The 17,489-nt window shown below is 55.3% G+C and carries 22 protein-coding genes; 8 read left to right on the top strand and 14 right to left on the bottom strand.

The features are described from left to right. Positions 1-13: 13 nt before the first annotated feature. Positions 14-748: a dienelactone hydrolase family protein gene (locus tag B5525_RS17875; protein ID WP_079567191.1), complete on the bottom strand. Its 735-nt coding sequence runs from the start codon at positions 746-748 to the stop codon at positions 14-16. Positions 749-939: 191 nt separating this feature from the next. Between B5525_RS17875 and B5525_RS17880 the strand changes: the two genes are divergently transcribed. The 5 genes from B5525_RS17880 (at position 940) to ychF (ending at position 4,577) form a co-directional block, all read left to right on the top strand. Beyond that, positions 940-1,233: an accessory factor UbiK family protein gene (locus B5525_RS17880; RefSeq protein ID WP_079567192.1), complete on the top strand. Its 294-nt coding sequence runs from the start codon at positions 940-942 to the stop codon at positions 1,231-1,233. Positions 1,234-1,643: 410 nt separating this feature from the next. Beyond that, entirely contained in the window at positions 1,644-1,853 is a 210-nt protein-coding gene (locus tag B5525_RS46350; protein ID WP_244567935.1) for a YdeI/OmpD-associated family protein, read from the top strand. A 201-nt stretch (positions 1,854-2,054) separates the two neighbouring features. Continuing rightward, positions 2,055-2,813: a 50S ribosomal protein L25/general stress protein Ctc gene (locus B5525_RS17890; protein WP_079567193.1), complete on the top strand. Its 759-nt coding sequence runs from the start codon at positions 2,055-2,057 to the stop codon at positions 2,811-2,813. 21 nt (positions 2,814-2,834) lie between these two features. Continuing rightward, positions 2,835-3,440: an aminoacyl-tRNA hydrolase gene (gene pth, locus B5525_RS17895; RefSeq protein ID WP_079567194.1), complete on the top strand. Its 606-nt coding sequence runs from the start codon at positions 2,835-2,837 to the stop codon at positions 3,438-3,440. Between the two features lie 39 nt (positions 3,441-3,479). Continuing rightward, complete coding sequence (gene ychF / locus B5525_RS17900) at positions 3,480-4,577, top strand: redox-regulated ATPase YchF (protein WP_079567195.1); 1,098 nt, start codon at positions 3,480-3,482, stop codon at positions 4,575-4,577. On the opposite strand, the gene B5525_RS17905 is transcribed toward ychF, so the two are convergent. The 4 genes from B5525_RS17905 to B5525_RS44010 form a co-directional block, all read right to left on the bottom strand. Beyond that, positions 4,574-4,828, bottom strand: a complete 255-nt coding sequence (locus B5525_RS17905; RefSeq protein ID WP_079567196.1) for a DUF4282 domain-containing protein — start codon at positions 4,826-4,828, stop codon at positions 4,574-4,576. The two genes, ychF and B5525_RS17905, sit on opposite strands and share 4 nt — an antisense overlap. Beyond that, entirely contained in the window at positions 4,789-6,495 is a 1,707-nt protein-coding gene (locus B5525_RS17910) for a recombinase family protein (RefSeq protein ID WP_079567197.1), read from the bottom strand. The genes B5525_RS17905 and B5525_RS17910 overlap by 40 nt, the downstream gene beginning before the upstream one ends. 5 nt (positions 6,496-6,500) lie before the next feature. Continuing rightward, the gene (locus B5525_RS44005) at positions 6,501-6,719 is read right to left on the bottom strand and encodes a hypothetical protein (protein WP_154073284.1); all 219 of its coding nucleotides are present in this window, start codon (positions 6,717-6,719) and stop codon (positions 6,501-6,503) included. 215 nt (positions 6,720-6,934) lie between these two features. Beyond that, complete coding sequence (locus B5525_RS44010; RefSeq protein WP_154073285.1) at positions 6,935-7,243, bottom strand: hypothetical protein; 309 nt, start codon at positions 7,241-7,243, stop codon at positions 6,935-6,937. A gap of 308 nt (positions 7,244-7,551) precedes the next feature. Between B5525_RS44010 and B5525_RS17915 the strand changes: the two genes are divergently transcribed. Next, complete coding sequence (locus B5525_RS17915; protein ID WP_079567198.1) at positions 7,552-8,961, top strand: hypothetical protein; 1,410 nt, start codon at positions 7,552-7,554, stop codon at positions 8,959-8,961. Next, positions 8,962-9,954, top strand: coding sequence for a S1 family peptidase (locus B5525_RS17920; RefSeq protein ID WP_154073286.1), 993 nt, complete (start codon positions 8,962-8,964; stop codon positions 9,952-9,954). Between the two features lie 6 nt (positions 9,955-9,960). Here B5525_RS17920 and B5525_RS17925 read toward each other — a convergent pair whose 3' ends face one another. The 3 genes from B5525_RS17925 to B5525_RS17935 form a co-directional block, all read right to left on the bottom strand. Next, complete coding sequence (locus B5525_RS17925; RefSeq protein ID WP_079567200.1) at positions 9,961-10,251, bottom strand: hypothetical protein; 291 nt, start codon at positions 10,249-10,251, stop codon at positions 9,961-9,963. 25 nt (positions 10,252-10,276) lie between these two features. Then, positions 10,277-11,143, bottom strand: coding sequence for a hypothetical protein (locus B5525_RS17930; protein WP_154073287.1), 867 nt, complete (start codon positions 11,141-11,143; stop codon positions 10,277-10,279). Positions 11,144-11,222: 79 nt separating this feature from the next. Beyond that, positions 11,223-12,299 carry a hypothetical protein gene (locus B5525_RS17935; protein WP_197687931.1) on the bottom strand — a complete coding sequence of 359 codons (1,077 nt, stop codon included), beginning with the start codon at positions 12,297-12,299 and terminating at the stop codon, positions 11,223-11,225. Positions 12,300-12,455: 156 nt separating this feature from the next. Between B5525_RS17935 and B5525_RS45380 the strand changes: the two genes are divergently transcribed. Further along, a complete protein-coding gene (locus tag B5525_RS45380) occupies positions 12,456-12,632 on the top strand; it encodes a hypothetical protein (RefSeq protein ID WP_172899910.1) in 177 nt (58 codons plus the stop codon). A 307-nt stretch (positions 12,633-12,939) separates the two neighbouring features. Here B5525_RS45380 and B5525_RS17940 read toward each other — a convergent pair whose 3' ends face one another. The 6 genes from B5525_RS17940 to B5525_RS44015 form a co-directional block, all read right to left on the bottom strand. Next, positions 12,940-13,212 carry a hypothetical protein gene (locus tag B5525_RS17940; protein ID WP_079567202.1) on the bottom strand — a complete coding sequence of 91 codons (273 nt, stop codon included), beginning with the start codon at positions 13,210-13,212 and terminating at the stop codon, positions 12,940-12,942. A 255-nt stretch (positions 13,213-13,467) separates the two neighbouring features. Beyond that, a complete protein-coding gene (locus B5525_RS17945; RefSeq protein WP_079567203.1) occupies positions 13,468-13,803 on the bottom strand; it encodes a P27 family phage terminase small subunit in 336 nt (111 codons plus the stop codon). 156 nt (positions 13,804-13,959) lie between these two features. Beyond that, positions 13,960-14,355, bottom strand: coding sequence for a hypothetical protein (locus tag B5525_RS17950; protein WP_154073288.1), 396 nt, complete (start codon positions 14,353-14,355; stop codon positions 13,960-13,962). A gap of 70 nt (positions 14,356-14,425) precedes the next feature. Next, positions 14,426-14,701, bottom strand: a complete 276-nt coding sequence (locus tag B5525_RS17955; RefSeq protein ID WP_079567205.1) for a hypothetical protein — start codon at positions 14,699-14,701, stop codon at positions 14,426-14,428. A 547-nt stretch (positions 14,702-15,248) separates the two neighbouring features. After that, complete coding sequence (locus B5525_RS17960) at positions 15,249-16,373, bottom strand: AAA family ATPase (protein ID WP_079567206.1); 1,125 nt, start codon at positions 16,371-16,373, stop codon at positions 15,249-15,251. Then, a complete protein-coding gene (locus B5525_RS44015; RefSeq protein WP_154073289.1) occupies positions 16,370-17,128 on the bottom strand; it encodes a hypothetical protein in 759 nt (252 codons plus the stop codon). The genes B5525_RS17960 and B5525_RS44015 overlap by 4 nt, the downstream gene beginning before the upstream one ends. Positions 17,129-17,489 lie beyond the last annotated feature (361 nt).

Genomic DNA, 17,489 nt, shown 5'->3' on the forward strand with positions numbered 1-17,489 from the left:
CTTGGAAAAAGACTTACTTGGAAAGATTGCGGCGATAAAGCACCAGCAGCCGCTCCCAATGCCGCTCGGCGGCGTCGCGGTCGTAGATCGGCCGCTTCGGAAACGCAAAACCGTGATGGGTGCCGGGATAGATCTCGATTTCGGCGTTGGCGCCCTTCATCGATGCCGTGACTTTGTCGATGATCTCCTGCGGCGCGTAGATATCGGTTTCGGCGCAGCCGAAGTAAAGCTCGGCCCTGGTCTTGCTTGCGGCCAGATGCGGGCTGTCGGGCTGGTCGGTGGCCAGGTGCGTGCCGTAGATCGATGCCGCGGCCTTGACCCGGTCCGGGAAATGCGTCGCGGCGTTGACGGCGTATCGTCCGCTCATGCAGTAGCCGACCGTGCCGACGATCTCCGCGTTCGCGGCCGGCTGCTTGTCGGCATAGGCGAGCAGTGCGGCGGTGTCCTCCATGACCAGGGGAATGTTAATGGAGTTCATGTAGCCGAACATCTGCTTGCGTTCAGGCGCGTCCGGGTCCGGCGGTATCGGTCCCAATTCCATGACACCGGACCGGTAATACAGATTCGGCAGCATCACGTAATAACCCGAGGTGCCGAGCCGGCGCGCCATGTCGCGCAGTTCCTCACGGATCGCCGGCGCGTCCATGTAGAAGATGATGACGGGAAACGGCCCGCCGCGTTCGGGATGCGTGATGAAGGTGGTGGTATGGCCGTCCTTGGTCGGAATTTCGATTTGCTGGTCGATCATGGGGCGCTTCTGCTCGCTTGTCGGTTTTGCGATTTTTTTGGCTCTGGCAATCGATACGATTGCAAGGAAACCAGGACATTGACAAGGCAACAGGCCGTGTCAGGCGGCCAGATCAGCCTTGAACTGCGCCGTCCGGATCGCCATTGTCTGATGGAACAACCTGTGCGCAGCCGACCGGAGATCAATCAGAGATGACCCAGACCAACAATCGTTTTTTCGACGAGATCGGGCGTCTGATGAACGACGCCGCCGGCGCCGCCCAGGGCGTCAAGCGCGAGGTCGATGCGGTGGTCCGCAACCAGGCCGAAAAAATCCTGCGCGACCTCGACATCGTCAAGCGCGAGGAGTTCGAGGCGGTCAAGGACATGGCGCGGCTGGCCCGCGAGGAAAACGAGACGCTGAAGGCGCGGATCGCGGTGCTGGAAGTCAAGCTCGGCATTTCGCTCTCGGCGCCGGATGTCGGCAGCCCGAAGACGGGCGGCTGACGTCCACTGGCTCAGATGGCAAAAGCCAAGCGCGATCTGCCGGTTGTTGCTTTTAAATCGCAGCAGGCTTGGGATTCGTGGCTGACGTCGCAGCCGGCGGATTCGAACGGTCTGTGGCTCAAACTGGCCAAGAAATCATCCGGGATAGCCAGCGTCTCAAAGCCGGAGGCGATTGATACGGCGCTTTGTCATGGCTGGATCGACGGCCAGCTCGACAGTTTCGACGACGATTACTGGCTGATCCGCTTCACGCCGCGTCAATCCACCAGCAAATGGTCGGAGAAAAACCGAACCCGGGCGCTTGAGCTCGTCAAGTTGAGGCGCATGAAGCCTCCCGGATCGAACGAAATCGAACGCGTAAGAAGGACGGCCGCTGGGACGCCGCCTATGCGCCGCAAAGCACGGCGCAGGTGCCGGACGATCTCCGTGCTGCCCTTGCGAGAAACAAGGAAGCAGGAAGCTTCTTCGAAACGCTCGACAGCACCAATCGCTACGCGATCCTTTACCGGATCGGCAGCGCTAAAAAGGCCGAGACCCGGGTGGCACGCATCGAGAAATTCGTCACGATGCTCATCGAGGGCAGAACTATCCATCCGCCAAAGTCCCGAAAGAGAGCCTAGCCTGGCGGGCCAAACCCGGTCCGCCCGGCGCCCGCTCGGGCCCCGGGGTGCAGAAAAATCCCCGGATTTCCTTGTCATTTCCGGCCTTTGGGGCTAGAACGCCGCCACGTCCGCAGCCCCCGCACCCCTGGAGGCTTGCTGTGGAGTGCAACCGGGCCGCGATGCGGCCTTTAACTTTTTAGAAAACAAGGACTTAGAGAGATGGCGACCGTCAAGGAATTGAAGGCGACCGCACGTCCGAAGAGCGGCAAGGGGGCCGCACGGGCAGAGCGTCGCGCCGGGAGAGTGCCCGGAGTGATCTATGGCAACAACCAGCCCCCCGTGACCATTTCGGTCGACGATGCCGAACTGCGCCAGCGCATTCTGGCCGGCCGGTTCCTGACCACGATTTACGATATCGATCTCGAGGGCAAGAAGCATCGGGTGATTCCACGCGACTTCCATCTCGATGCGGTGCGCGATTTCCCGATCCATGTCGATTTCATGCGGCTCGGCGAAGGCGCGACCATCCGCGTCAGCGTTCCCCTGCGCATCCAGAATGCGGAAAGTGCGCCCGGTGTGAAGCGCGGCGGAACGGTGAACATCGTCACCCACACCATCGACCTGGAATGCTCGGTCGATAACATTCCGCAATATGTCGAGGCTGACGTGGGCGGACTGGAGATCAGCCACTCGCTGCATCTGTCCGACATCAAATTGCCGGCCGGCGTGAAGTCGCTGTCGCGTGAAGACGTGACGCTTGTGACCATCGTGCCGCCGTCGGGCTACGCCGAAGAGCAGAAGGCGGCTGCGGCTGCTGCGGCGGCCGGTACGCCGGCGGCTGGTGCTGCGGCTGCGCCTGGCGCGGCTCCAGCGGCTGGCGCTGCCGCGCCCGCGGCGGGTGCGGCTCCTGCGGCTGGTGCGAAGGCGCCTGCGGCCGGCGCCAAGGCGCCTGCCGGCGGTGGCGACAAGAAGAAGTAATCGAGCGCGGGATGCCGCGTCATGCGACTCTTTGTTGGGCTCGGCAATCCCGGCGCGAAATACGCGCATAACCGGCACAATATCGGCTTCATGGCCGTCGATGGAATTGCGCGGCGTCACGGTTTTTCACCGTGGCGCCGCCGCTTTCAGGGCGAGACGTCGGAAGGTACGCTCGATCATGAGAAGGTCGTGCTGCTGCGGCCGACGACCTTCATGAACGAGTCCGGGCGCGCGGTTCAGGAAGCCGCGAATTTCTTCAAGCTCAGCGCAGGCGAGATCACCGTGTTTCAGGATGAGCTCGAACTGCCGCCGGGCAAGGTGCGCGTCAAAGTCGGCGGCGGCATCGCCGGCCACAACGGCCTGCGTTCGATCTCCTCGCATATCGGCAACGACTATCGCCGGGTGCGGCTCGGGATCGGTCACCCCGGCATCAAGGAACTGGTGCACGGACACGTGTTGTCGGATTTCGCCAAGAGCGACATGCCGTGGGTGGAGGCGCTCTGCGAAGCGGTCGCCGACAACGCCGGACTGCTCGCCAGCGCCCGCGATTCGACGTTCCAGAACAAGGTGCATCTGGCGATGCAAGCCAAGGGATTTTTCGACAAGGAAGATGGCGGCGCTCCGTAACGCGCTTCCGGTCGTGACCAACAGGTTTCAGGACTCATCATGGGATTCAAATGCGGTATCGTCGGATTGCCCAATGTCGGCAAATCGACGCTGTTCAACGCGCTGACGGAGACGGCAGCTGCGCAGGCGGCCAATTATCCGTTCTGCACCATCGAGCCGAATGTCGGCGAGGTCGCGGTGCCCGATCCCAGGCTCGACAAGCTCGCCGAGGCCGGCAGGTCGGCGCAGATCATTCCGACCCGGCTGACGTTTGTCGACATCGCGGGGTTGGTGCGCGGCGCGTCCAAGGGCGAAGGGCTCGGCAACCAGTTTCTCGCCACCATCCGCGAGGTCGACGCGGTCGCCCATGTGGTACGCTGCTTTGAGGATTCCGACATCACCCATGTCGAAGGCAAGATCGCGCCGCTCGCCGATATCGAGACCATCGAGACCGAGCTGATGCTCGCCGATCTCGACAGCCTCGAGAAGCGCGTCGACAATCTCGCCAAGAAGGCAAAGGGCAGCGACAAGGAAGCCAAGGAGCAGCTCGACCTCGTCAACCGCGCGCTGGTGCTGCTGCGCGAGGGCAGGCCGGCGCGATTCCTCGAGCGCAAGCCCGAGGAGGAGCGCGCCTTCGGCATGCTGGGTCTCCTGACCTCCAAGCCCGTGCTGTATGTCTGCAATGTCGAGGAAGCGTCCGCCGCCAAGGGCAACAAGTTTTCGGAAGCCGTGGCCGAATACGCCAAGAAGGAAGGCGCGGTCGCGGTGACCATCTCCGCCAAGATCGAATCGGAGATCGCGACGCTGTCGCGCGAGGAGCGCACCGAGTTTCTGGAAACGCTGGGGCTGGAAGAGGCCGGGCTCGACCGCCTGATCCGCGCCGGCTACCAGTTGCTCGACCTCATCACCTATTTCACGGTCGGGCCGAAGGAGGCGCGGGCCTGGACCATCCACCGAGGTACCAAGGCGCCGGCCGCCGCCGGCGTCATTCACACCGATTTCGAAAAAGGCTTCATCCGCGCCGAGACCATCGCCTATGCCGACTATGTCGGGCTCGGCGGCGAGGCCGGCGCGCGCGACGCCGGCAAGCTGCGGCTGGAAGGCAAGGAATATGTCGTCGCCGATGGCGACGTCATGCATTTCCGGTTCAACAATTAACGCATCTGGCCCTGATCGCGGATGGCGCCGAGATGCTCGTTGATGCGAAACACGATCAGGATGAATTCCGCGGCGATGCGCGAAAACACCACGCTGACGACCACGCTGGCGATCGATGACAGCAGCAGGATGAACCCGCCGAACGGGCTGATGGCCATCTCTGCCAGGCCGACAAAGATGCCGCGGAGGCCGAACAACACGATCAACGCGATCACCAGCCAGTAGAAGGTCTTGATAATGGTGGGCGTAATGAAGCGGTCCCGCCTGTACCGATACGCGGAAGTCCCTCTGCTGCAACGATTTCTTCGTTTGAACGAGGGGTTGGAAAAAGGTTGAAATCTCCCATAACAGCCGAAAGTCTTGCATATAAGCTTATGTCGTAAGGTTTAGCATTCTCGGTCGGATGGACGATAATGCTGTCAATAATATTCCCGAACGCCATGCGGCACTCAGGATCATCGGAGTTACGCTTGAGTTTTTCATGCAAGGTTTCGATGTTCTTACCAAATGCCTTGATGACGTTAGGGTGTAAGGTCGTGACGTTGCTTTCAGCACCGAGCAAACGAATGCGTTCCTCTAGGCCCTTTCGTTCAATCTCTTTGGCCTTGAGCGACGCCAACAACTCTCTTGGCATGTCATCTTCCTCGTCAAGCGTCCTTACCAGTTTTGCAATCTGAATATTGAGACGGTCAAATTGTCTAACGGCTGTTTGCCGTGCTCCGCTGTTTTCCCTTTCGAGCCGTGCAAATTCGAGAGTCTTTTCCCGTGCCTTCTCTTTGAGAAATTCAGGGTCAACCAAATGCGAACACATGCTATCGACCGCCAGCTTCGTCAGCTTTCCAAGGTCATAGCTTTTGCTATGTTTACAAGATCGGGAGTTGTAGGAAGCCGAACACCCGATACGTTGTCCATTCCGGGATGACGCCGTGATCGACATTTGACCATTGCATTCGCCACACCGCAGCAATCCAGACAAGAGATGCAATTTACGCGGCACAACTGCCCTTTCAGACTGACCGCTTGCCACATGGATTTTGTTTCCGCGTGCCTTGCGGAGTGCATGGGCAGCATCCCATAATTTTTGATCGATGATACGAAGATGAGGAACTTGTGCCGTTATCAAATCGTCATCGTCGGCTTTACGCGTGATGACTTTTCCGGTTTCCGGATTTTTGATGTTGGTGAACCGGTTTTTCACATATTCGCCGATGTAGAGCCGATTGTGAATAAGTCCGCGCTTATGTTCACCACCGACAATGCTCTGAAAATTCCACCGCTCGGCACCTGATGGTGAAGGTATTTTATCAAGCGAGAGTCCGTCCGCTATTTGACGTGGCGATTTTCCGTTGACGTACTCTGTGAAAATACGAACCACAATCTTGGCTTCGACGGGATTGATGACGCGCTCCCCCGGTTCATGTTTGACCAAATCATAACCATAGGCGAGGGCACCGGCGACCAATCCTTCACGCGCAATGCCATCATGACCCCGCTTGACACGTTCGGCTAATTTTTTGCTGTAGCCGGGATTGCTGATGCCATCGAAAGCGATCTGCATTTCGGACACTTCGCCGTTGGCAGGTGTAATAATCTTCACGCCATGAAATTGCAGATGCTGGAAAATCCACGGCAGGTCAGCTTGGTTACGTGATAAGCGGTCAGTGGCTTCAACCACTAGAACATCGAATTCTTTTCGCTTCGTTGCGGCCATCAGGTCGCGCAAGCCGTCGCGGTCCAACATTGACGCACCAGATTTCGCCTTGTCTGAAAATCGATGGACCACAGTGAGACGTTCACGTTGCGCATACTTTTCGCAAACCGCGAATTGATCGGTGATGGATCGATCTTTCTGCATATCACTCGAAAACCGCGCATAAAGAACGGCCCTAGATGCGGCTACGATTTTCGGCTTTGCCATCGGTCTTATCTTTCATCGTTGTTGTGGATCATGGCGTATTCTTCGCGGGCTTCTAATCGACCAAGTACCCTTGCTAATTCGAGCCATTGTTTTTTATGGCAAGGATGATCGGGGCTTCGTTCGTCGGACGGGTCGAGTCGTCTGACCGTGCCCTGTTTCTTGTTGTTGTCATTGGCCGGTTTCATTCCATTCTTAGCAGAAACCCCGTTGAGTCGCGCTTTCATTTCCCCGTCCCCATAATAAAAACGCCGCCCGGAATTGGGCGGCAGGTTGGCTTGTTGGTGTTTGGTGTTTGCACTTCGTTAAGCGAATCGAAGATTCCGCCATCGGTTGTCGGGCCGGGCTAGCAGTGAGCATTCTTGTTTCCTAGTTCGGTAGGACGGCATGAAAAAACCGCCCGTGCTAAATCGCACGAGCGGCCTGGTTGTCTTTAGTCTCGTTAGTTGTGGCAATAAGGCTCAAGACTGGCGTTGGCCCAAGTCTGAGGGTCGATAAATCCATCCCACTTCACAAGCGAAGCACATCCGCTGGCACTCACAATATCTCCCGCTATGCCACCTTCGGTATCGGCTTCAATAACTCGGTCACCGGGTGAGGGTGACCACCGTGTCATTTCACCGGCCGGGTAATCGCGTTCTTCGTCTCGTTCCATTGAGACGACCTGAAATTTGTCACCGTCCTTGCGGAAAATGTAGCCGATACCTTCCGGTGTGCGAACGTATGCGCCAGTCTGAATAGCCCCGCTCATATGCAGTCCCTTTCATGGAACGAGTCGGGTGACCCGCCCCGCGAACATCACCGCACGTCTTGCATGTAGCCGTCAACACCTAAGGTGTAGCCAAAATCACTACACAACCTGTGAGATTTTGTAGCTGAGATCGACACACACAACCTGCGCGACAGGCGTCGGAGAAAAGTGGTAGAAGCAACAACAAGGGACTAGCGCAAGTTGAGCGGGTGCCGACGAATATGAGCGCGGATGATGAACGATATCCCGCCATCCGAACGTCTCGCTTATCCGAAGACTCTTGGCGAATAAAGAGGGACTGTTGGCCAATGCCTTTGCACGAATTTGCACGCGCCAAGCTTGATGAGTTCTACCAGGCGATATCGCCTTGGGAGAGCGGTTATCAAACGAACAGCTTTACGTATGTTGCCGTCAGGCAAGGTGCGGATTTCGTTCTGGTTCAAGGTGCACTTTGGCTGAATACGGTCAATTCTAAGATTCCGTACACGCACTTCGAGTCGGAGAATGTGCGAGGTGGTCATTTTCATCTTTCCGAACTGGAGATGGACTATAGGCAATTGGTCGACGCGCTCATTTCCGGAAATCTAAACACTCCTCGCGGGACGTTGACTTTTCCAGTAGCAGGGAGCGGCCATCATTCCGTCCTCTACACCCCAGTTCATCCGTCGGCGACACAGTCACAGAGCCGGGTGAATGTCGTTCGGATAGGGGGCGCCGAACAAACCGTTCAAAATCAGCAACCCAATCTTGACTGGGAGCTTAGAGGCGCGTCAACGCCCTACGACGGATTGAATGATCTCTTGACGGAATACGGACTTGGCGCGCTGTTTGGCGATGTAATAAGCGTTGAAATCATCGCAACCACTGTTATGGGAATCGAGGAAAGTTCGACAGTATCGGGGACAGTCGCTTCGATAGGTGTGAGATTGGCATCTACATTGTCGACAAAAAGCGCTTCTGTTGGGTATAGAGTGTTTAGTCAAGGCAAGGTCATTGCTCGCTCAATATTGTTGGGAGAGCGGATGGATTGGCACTCTGCAAATGGAATGCAGATCGGTAGAGCGCAGATAGACGTTCCGCTTGCTGCCGTCGTTCACTGTTTTGCCAATTATGATTCGAATACACAAAACCATTGGTGGATCACTGATCCAACTACCGCTCAAAATGCGCGTCGAACCGTTTATCAAACATTTGACGATCAACTTTCCGTTCTGCAAGACTTCATAAACAAAGCCGCAGGACGTGGAAGAAACGCACGCGATCTAGAAAGTGGCGTCGCGTGGCTATTTTGGATATTGGGTTTCAGTGTCGCGCATCTAGGCGGAACCGATAAAACTCAAGATGCTGCAGATTTGATATTCGTGAGTCCCAGCGGCCACTTTGCAGTGGTAGAATGTACAACAGGCTTGCTCAGAGCCGACAACAAGCTTCCACTACTCATTTCGCGAGCTGAGACCGTAAGGAAAAATCTCCACGCGTCGAATCAAGGTCATTTGAAGGTACTTCCTGTCATCATTACGTCCCGACCCCTCAGCGAGATACGCGCCGATATTGAGCAGGCTGAAAAGCTAGAAGTACTGGTCATCGCGCGTGAAGCTCTGGAAGAGATGATCACGAGAACCTTAGTGGCCCCAAATGCCGACGACCTTTTTGCTCGGGCCGAAAGAGCAATAAGAGATGCAAGAGAGCGTCACGATCTGAGTAAGGTTGAGAATTAATTGGCCATTGAACGTCTTGGAGTTAAGTCACCATCGCTTGGGATGACGGCGAGGTTGAAACGGGGTGCGGAAGAAATAGTTGCGCTTCCGGAGTCGGGGGATGGTATGTCGACAGTTCATAACTTGCCTGCAACACCAGCTTTTCGTGACGAGCGCCCTGACTCGCCTATTTCAGAAATTGCTCTGCGGGTGATCGTTGAGCGCAACGATTGGCAGTTTGAAGTCGTAGGGACGGCGACTCTGATTTCAGGCCACCTTGCAATAACCGCAAATCACGTTTTGGAACATGCCTTGCGAAAGTACGGTGCTTTGCAAAAGGATGACAAACTAATCGAAATCGATTCGTTCGAATTGAAACTTTGGCAAGTGTTGCCCGGACCCATCTATCGCACTTGGAAAGTTTTTGCAGCGTGGCCTTGCGCCACCGACGTTGTCATACTTCATCTAGGTCTTGATCGAACTAGTTTACCCGATCAGAAAATCGAATGGAAGCAACCGCGCCTACGTGTTCTACCGCCCCCGATAGGGGAAACAGTGGTTGCTTTCGGCTATCGCGAATCCCATGTCAGGGTGACGGAAGGCGACGGACAGCACCACATCGAGCTAAACGACCGCCCCACGACTTCGATAGGCAAGATTAGAGAGGTTTATTCGTCCGGGCGAGACTCTGTCATGCTTCCATTCCCCTGTTTTGAAATTGAAGCGCGTTTTGATCCCGGTATGAGTGGAGGCTTGGTTATCGACGAGGCAGGTGCAGTCTGTGGCTTAATTTGCGCGAGCTTGCAGCAGAGCGACGTGAACGCATCCCCAATTAGCTACGTGGCTTCGCTTTGGCCGATGTTAAAGACGTTGATATCGGCTAATCGAGGCGACGGATATCCGAAGGATGGTTCCTATCCCGTAATTGACCTAGCGATTGACGGTCTGATCTGTGTTACCGATCTTCACAATCTCGATCCCGCTTTGTTCCCAGACAAGCAACTTTCAAAATGAGATCAATCACCGATCCCGCGCCAACTTCCGCCGTCCCCAATGCTTCTCTTTCCGAGCCGGATCAAACACGCGCTCCACCTGCCGGTTCAACGCTCGCATGACGCCGATCCGCGCAAACATTGTCGGCCCGTCGTGCTCCGCAACAAGAAGCAACGCCTCCATCGCGGCTTGCCATTCAGCGGCGTTGTGCTCTGCCTTGGGCAGCTTGGTGATGTAGAGCGCGGCGTCGCGGAGGGTGAGCAGTGGCTTGCCCTTGGGCAGTGGGATTGGTTCGTCGAATTTTTTATCCCATGACATAAATTGTCCACCCGACCGCTCTGCCTCAGGCGACCGGCTCCGTCTGCCATTTGCCTCCAACTAATTCCATTCCGAACTTGTCGCGTCCCTCCGCTATGAAAGCATCCAAATCACCGGCGCGGCTCGGAATACATGGGACTTCGCTACAAACTGGCATTATGAAGCCACGGCGACCCGACCTAAAATAGATGCCAACGCCGCGTGTTTCGGTGTTGGAGGCAAGCAAAGTAAAGCCGCCTTCTGGCTCCCACGGAAAATGGGACGCTTCAACTGCCTGCATATATTCCAGTTGCTTCGAAATCCGCGCATCGACAACGCGAATTACGCATCCACTGATCGCTCCTACCGTAACAGCCTTCTTACCGACCGTATCTCGCGACAGAGCCTCCATAGCGTTCGACACGATATCGAATTCCTTTTCGCTCTCAGTCACAGCTATTTCGACGCCGGCATCAAGGCGAACTGGCGGCCCTGCGTAGGGCTGTCTCAGTTCAGTGTATCTCTGATAATCTGATTGCAAGCCAATATAGGCTCGACGGCATTCTAAAACCTTGCCATCGGTGATGCGGAAAAGTTGTTTCGTCTGCCCATTGAGCAAGGCGAGAAATTCACACCCGTCTAGACCCTCCCGATTTGCAATCCACTCGACAGGATCGATGTCCCGATTTTCCGATAAGGCAGCTTTCATTTCGCAAATTGCCCCATACGCCTCTTGGAATTTACCGGCGTAGGCCACCGCGACCGTCCCGCTGAGTACCTGGACCTTTAAGCTGTGGAACTCACCGTTCACGGGTCCCACATCATCGGGCAACTGGAAATGTTCATGGCTTAATAGCGTATCGCCCACCATAAAGCCGATATCGCCATCGGCGTAACCAACGACTAACGTCATGGGATTGATCCTCCAACGCATCATCAGCAATTCGCGTTCAGCACCAGCGTTCCGTACGACCGGAGCCGGGTAGTCCACGTTACCTTGTCGCGCGCGATACCGGGGCAACCACAACTGAGGTTTCAGTATCTCCCTTAACGTCTTCGAGCCTAACATCCTCCACGTCGGTGGCCATTAATTCGGGTTGCCCAAAGACTTTCATTGCTTCAACTACTTCTACGACGGGGAATTCCCGACGCTCTTCTAGTATTCTGCAAATTTCGCGATCTACCGGGCGAGGTAGAATAGACTCTTTTGGAATCTTAGCATCCGCATTCATAAATGCCTGAACGACGCGCCACGCCTCATAAAAAATCTGCATGAAATCGGCATCATGATGAAGGGGACAAATCACCAAGCCGCGATGTTCGTCCAACCTCACTTTATCGCTAACTCCTTGGCGAGTGGGGACTATGCCAATTCGTAGTCCCGCCGCCCCTTCGAGTTGCGCCGGATTGATTTTTACACTTGTGCCTACCCATTGTTGACTATCTAACGATCCGACGAAAAGATCGGCTTTCCACAAGCCACGAATTGACGACGGTAGAGCCAATCTCGTTGTTGGTCGTCTAAACGCTGCGGCAAGCATATTTAAACGTCTCAGAAGTTTCGGAGGTTGCCCGACTTTACCGGCTAGGGTGCGAGATTCGTCCGTGAGGATATTTTTGGCGGTAGCGATCAATTGAACTGCACCTGATTTCTCGATTCCAAAGAGAATCGACTTAGTCTCGTTTGGCCTAATCCTACAGAATCTCATCGCGTCATGAATTCGCTCAGTTACCCGAGCATCACCATTGTTCATCGCTTCGTGGACAGCATACTCAAAGCAAATTCCCACGTCGCCATCGCCGGGTCTGTATAGACGTGGCAACATTTTTAACTTGACGTCTGAGGCACCTCCCGCTTCAGCAACAACGTCGGCTTTCAGTGCGTTAAGGACACCAGATAGAATAGGTCCAACCACCGCTGTGAGAGCCAGAACGTCATCGGCTACGGCATTAAGCTGCTTTTCCCTACGAACCTTCATTATCGCCCCCAGCAGATTACTAGAGGGAAACATGCCATATTTTTGGACTGAAGGTGAACGTTTCTGTTCAGATTGCGAAATAACTTCCATTATCTTCTTTCTATTCCCCGGTGCAGCGGTCCCCGATTCGCCCGTTGACCTGTCCCCACCAGCCACCGCCAGCGGGGCGACGTTCGAGATTGTTTTTGAATTGCTAAATCGATTTGCTGTGCTACACGCTCGACTCCAAAAAAAAGGAATCAAACGTTGGCCAAGAAGAAAAAAGTAGTTCGTCTCGCGTGGTCGAAGGATGACTTACGTAATTTGAAGTCGATGGCCCGAGACAAACAAGGCGTTGCCAAAATCGCCAAGGCATTGAAGCGCACGCCCGGCGCAACGACCGTCCAAGCGGCCAAGCGTGGAATATCGTTGAGTACAACGTAATCAAAGCCAGTCCCAACTTTTTGCGACCGCTTCCCGGAATTTGCCCGCCTACCTCGCCAGCCAGTAAGAAACCGTGCCTTGACAGATTGGGAAGCGCGACACACCTTGAATTCAGGCCAACAATTGCGTTGGCCTCTAGCAGAGGAGATACCATGGCTCCACCTGCAAAGGCTCGCCGCAGTGACCGCTGCTGCAATGTTCGGGCACGAGCGTAGCGGCTAACACACGAACGGCGTTCCGGGAGCGGCCTATGGGCCTCATCAGTTAGGCATGGACCAACTTGGCCCCTCCCGGAGCGATTGCCGTCCTATAGAAAATCCCGGAGCCGGGCAATTTCAGGAATAAGTCTTGCGGTCAGGACGGCGCTGACCAGTTCTCCCTGTGGAGTCGTATGAATCTCGTAAAGGTGTTGCTGGGCTGTTGGCTTCGCCATGAATTGCCGGATGCAATAGTCCAAAGTGCCATCCACGATTAGATAAGGGCGGGCACCTTCGGCGGCACTAATGCGCTCGCCATTTCGTGACGGCCATTTTCGCAGAATTGCAGGGGCATCAAAATTGATTCGATTCGTATCGTCCATGACGAGGACCTAATACAGATTGCAAATGCATCGCAAGCTTTGCGAACCGGAACAACTACCTCGGCTCCGGGTACTGCATCCCCGGCTCCCAGCGAAAGTTTTCACTATCGCCAGCGCGGTCCCATAATTCTTGCAGCACAAAGCCATGATTGAGGCTAACCAAGAAGCCGGCTTTGCGATCACCATCTAGCCACGCTGCATGATGTTCGCTGATTGCGCCGCGATGTTTGTTCGTTCTACGTTTCGGCATATCTTTTATCCTCTGTTGCTGCGGAGAGAAGGCGGGCGATTGTCGGGAGCGGAGTCCTCGCTCAAATCGAGTTCGCGACACAGCCTTGCGAAGGCGATGGTGGCTGCTTCACCGACCGACACGGCAGGATGTTTTCTCGGCGCTCCGAAACGATCGTTATAAAAGAGTCCGTGCTCTGCAATGGTCTCTCTTGCCGTTATAGCTCGGTCCCAGGAATCCGCCGCGAGCGTGAGTAACTTCACGTGGTGAGGTTCGAGTTCGTATTCGGCGTGGACGCTTTCCCACCAAACCTGCGTTGGCTTGCGAAGATGGGTTGGCGCTTTGGTTGTTGATTTCTTCAATGTTAGTTTCCTTGTAGTACAAAAAGTGTTTTGAACGGGAGGGCCAGCCGTTCAACTTGGGCCTGTGGCCGGTGTCGGGTGCTCATGCTGTAGAGATGGGATGCCCCCACCCGTCCCGCACTTCCAGTGGGGGATTGGTGTGATGCTGTGTCGCGACTACACCTTCGTTCGGCTATGCCTTGGAAATCGAATGTATTCGGGATCGAGCAGAGCTAGCAAATCGATAAAAGCGTTCTGCAAATTCGTAAGCCGCTCTTTAGCTTGGTCGAGATTCTGATTGAGCGACGCGACATCACTCTCTAAATCGTCGATCAACGGATCGGTGCCCTTGGTGAATTTCGTAAGGAACGCGCCATATCCAACGCACTCAAGGCCTGTTGGGCTGGTCACGATAAACGCCTCGCCTATCGCCCGTTGTTCACCTGCAAATATGCGAAGTGTCTTCGATTGCTGATCTGTGCGCCAGATGCTTTCGATCCTATCTTGAAGTTCTTGCAACTGCCGCGTCTTCTCGCTACCTCCCAAATCAATGAACTGAATCTGCCGGCGCACCATTTCAGTCCAACACAAGTATTGTCCCATTAAGAAGGCCGTATTGTTGATGACATATTTCTTTTCCCTTTCATCGCCACGGACGAGATAGGCGCCGGATAAGGTCTTGCTTTAGTATGTTGTAAATTCGGCTTTGTAGATCGAAGGCGGCCCGGGCGAGCGGCTCGCGTAGCTTCGACATCTCTTTTTCCCGTTGAGATGCGTCTTGAAGTTTTTGGTTATCTATTTGCAACACGGCAATAGCTCTCGCGTTATCACTTGATTGACGCGAACCTATGTAAGTGCCTACGACAGCGGCGAGCGAGGCGGTCGCAGCAATAACCGCGACAATAATCTCAACTTTCATGACGCCCCCTTGAATGCGCTGACAGATTGAATTGTGAGATTAAACAACTTCACTCGTCAAGCAACGGCACCACTAAGCCTTCGGCCAACCAAACGGTGAGCCGCCGGTTGAACGAACGCACAGGTGATGCAGCCAAGGCGCTGGCGTCGTGAAAAATAGGGTTTTGGGGTCATATTCTGAATTGGGAATTTGCGTGCCATGAGGCGGTTCGGTCGGCACCAAATCGCTTACGTGAAGATAGGTCGTCCCCCCTACGTACAAGCCACAGCGCGGCTCTGTGGGGGGCCATACGTATGCTGGCTACCCATGTGGCTGCCGTAGCAAACCAAGCCACAGGCTGGCCGTTGTGATGGTTGGCCAGCGCCCGGCTATTCGCCACCACCAGCCACGTCAAAAAACGAAGTAGCGGTGGCAGCGACGGCCCGGTTTCCACCGGGCGGCGGTGCTTCCACCGCCACGGGGGGTATGGGGGGTGGCAGCACACACGCGGTGGAAGGCGGTGGAAGCCGGTGGTAGGTGCGGTGGAGGGATCGGTGGAACCCCCCGGCTAGTGAACGGTCGTGTGGCCAGTTTCCACTAACCGCGACCGTTGCCGGGATGGTGAGCCTTCCGTCACGACCTTAATGCAACCGGAATCCAACAGCCTCTGCATTGAGGCGGCAAGCTTGTCTTTGCTGTATCCTTTTGCCTTGGGGTGCTTGGCCATCTTCGCAGGCGCATACGAAGTGCCCGTAATAATTCCAACGTTCTGGCCTTGCGCCGTGAAGATGCCAAGCAACTCAAGAAACAGTTTATCGACCGTCGAATTGAACAGCGACTCAACAACAGGATCGCCGCCATTGTCCAAGACATAAATGCCGTCCTGCCATCGCATTTCGATCTTTTCGCCTACCTTGCCGTGGTTTGCCTTAACGATTGTCAGGACTCTGGTTTCCGGTGAAGTTATTTCCAGATAGAGACGGCTCCGAACAGAGTTGTTCCAAGCGGTGCTGCCTGACGTACCGGTGCCGCTGTTCATGCCGGTGAGACTAGGATGGCTCAAAAGCAAAACGGCGCAATCGACATCCATCGCAAGTCCGCGAAGCATCGAAACGAACTTCCGCACTTGCGCCCGGTTTATCTCGTCACCACCGAAAACATCGGCACTCGGGTCGACCACGATTAGCTTTGGCCGCAAAACCATCGCTTGCGAAACAAGCTTCGGATAGATCACGGTCGCAGCAAGGGTTCCTTTCCGGTCTGGCTCGGCCAGTACAGCGTCTAGACCGGCCATCGGAATAAGCCGTATCCCGTCTAGGTCCGACAACTGCTTTCCCGACTCCGATACAATCGTTTCTAAGCGTCTGTGAAGCTCGTCCGCTTCATCTTCCGCGCCGTAATAGAGACACGGACCGATAGCCACGTTCTTGCCGAACCATGACAGGCCAAGCGAAGACGCGGCGATCAGTTGCAGGACGATTTCCGTTTTGCCGGAACCACCATCGCCGCTTAGATTTGTCACCGTGCGATCTGGAATCCACCCTTCAACGAACCACTGCCGCTCCGGTACTGACTTGCCCTGCCAATCGCGGGGATCAATGACGGGGAGTGAACTAGCGTATCCGGCCTGCGCTTTGATGTTCTGGTTTGGCGAATAGGCTATAGCCTGTCTGAGTGTTCGCACGTTGCTCATGCCGCTACCTCAAATGCTATTCTGTCTAGTGCGGCTCGCTCTGCGGCATCGCAATCAAGGAAGAGCCGTTCGGCTGGACCCACGAAAGCAAGTTCCGAGATTTCGCAGGCGTGTTCGTATCCTTCAGCAATAATGCACGGGGCATGTTGCAACAGCGGGAAGAACGATTTCGAAAGCGGCAAGATACCTTCGCAGTTGGCCAGCAGCCAATTGATTGGGTTCTTATAGACCCGCAGCGGGCTATCCAATTTCGTACGCCCTTGGGCAGTGCTACCGATGTACTGGCCGATCCCGGTGACACAGCCCCAAACAGAGTGGTCGTGGCGGGATATCGCCAGCAAATCGACCATACGGAAGTCTTCGTAGACCGGCAGGACGACGGCAAGCCCACCTGTATGTGTTGGTGTGAATGTCCAATGATACGTATGGAGCGCAAGCAAACCCAATTCGAAGCGCCCACGCATCATAGCGGCTTGTCCGACGATGGTGTCAGAAACGTAACGCCAATCTAACCAAGCCTGTGCGCGTTCAGGACGGTGTTTGTGCCCTTCGAAGAGTTGTTCAGCATCTATGTTCGAACGCCAATACGGTAGGGTCGTGTCGCGGTGGTAAAAAGAAGTCATTTCTAAAATACTCAACTCGCTGTCGCTGGTTCCGACAACACGTCGAGCAGATGATCCACGAACGAAGGGAAATCTTTGATCTTCCTCGTGAAGCCAACTTGCCTTGCAGCGATGCTTATCGATTCGCGCCAAGACTCGGACGCCCATCCCGCATAGGGCTGGAGTCGGAGCCAATCGGTGAGTTCAGCGGAATCAATGGCAAGTTTTGCGAGGCATTGGCCAGCGCGAGCATTGCGAGGGTCCGAAGGAAACTTGATCGCGAGCTTTTTTCGCCATCCACCTGTGTGGTTGAGTCCAAAGATCAACGAGTCGATGCAATCAACTTTTTCTATTTCATTAGTCATGTTAATATTTCAAAGATATTGCCGCGAAATTGCGGCAGTCGTGCGCACGAAAATGCCAGCGGTGCGCTTGCTGGTCGTGTTAGAGCAATGCCGGTCACCGGCTCGTAGCTGCGGAGAAAAGCTACGGCCGGATTCCAAGCATCGTGCTG

This window comes from Bradyrhizobium erythrophlei (assembly GCF_900129505.1).
In the GTDB taxonomy this organism is placed as follows: domain Bacteria; phylum Pseudomonadota; class Alphaproteobacteria; order Rhizobiales; family Xanthobacteraceae; genus Bradyrhizobium; species Bradyrhizobium erythrophlei_D.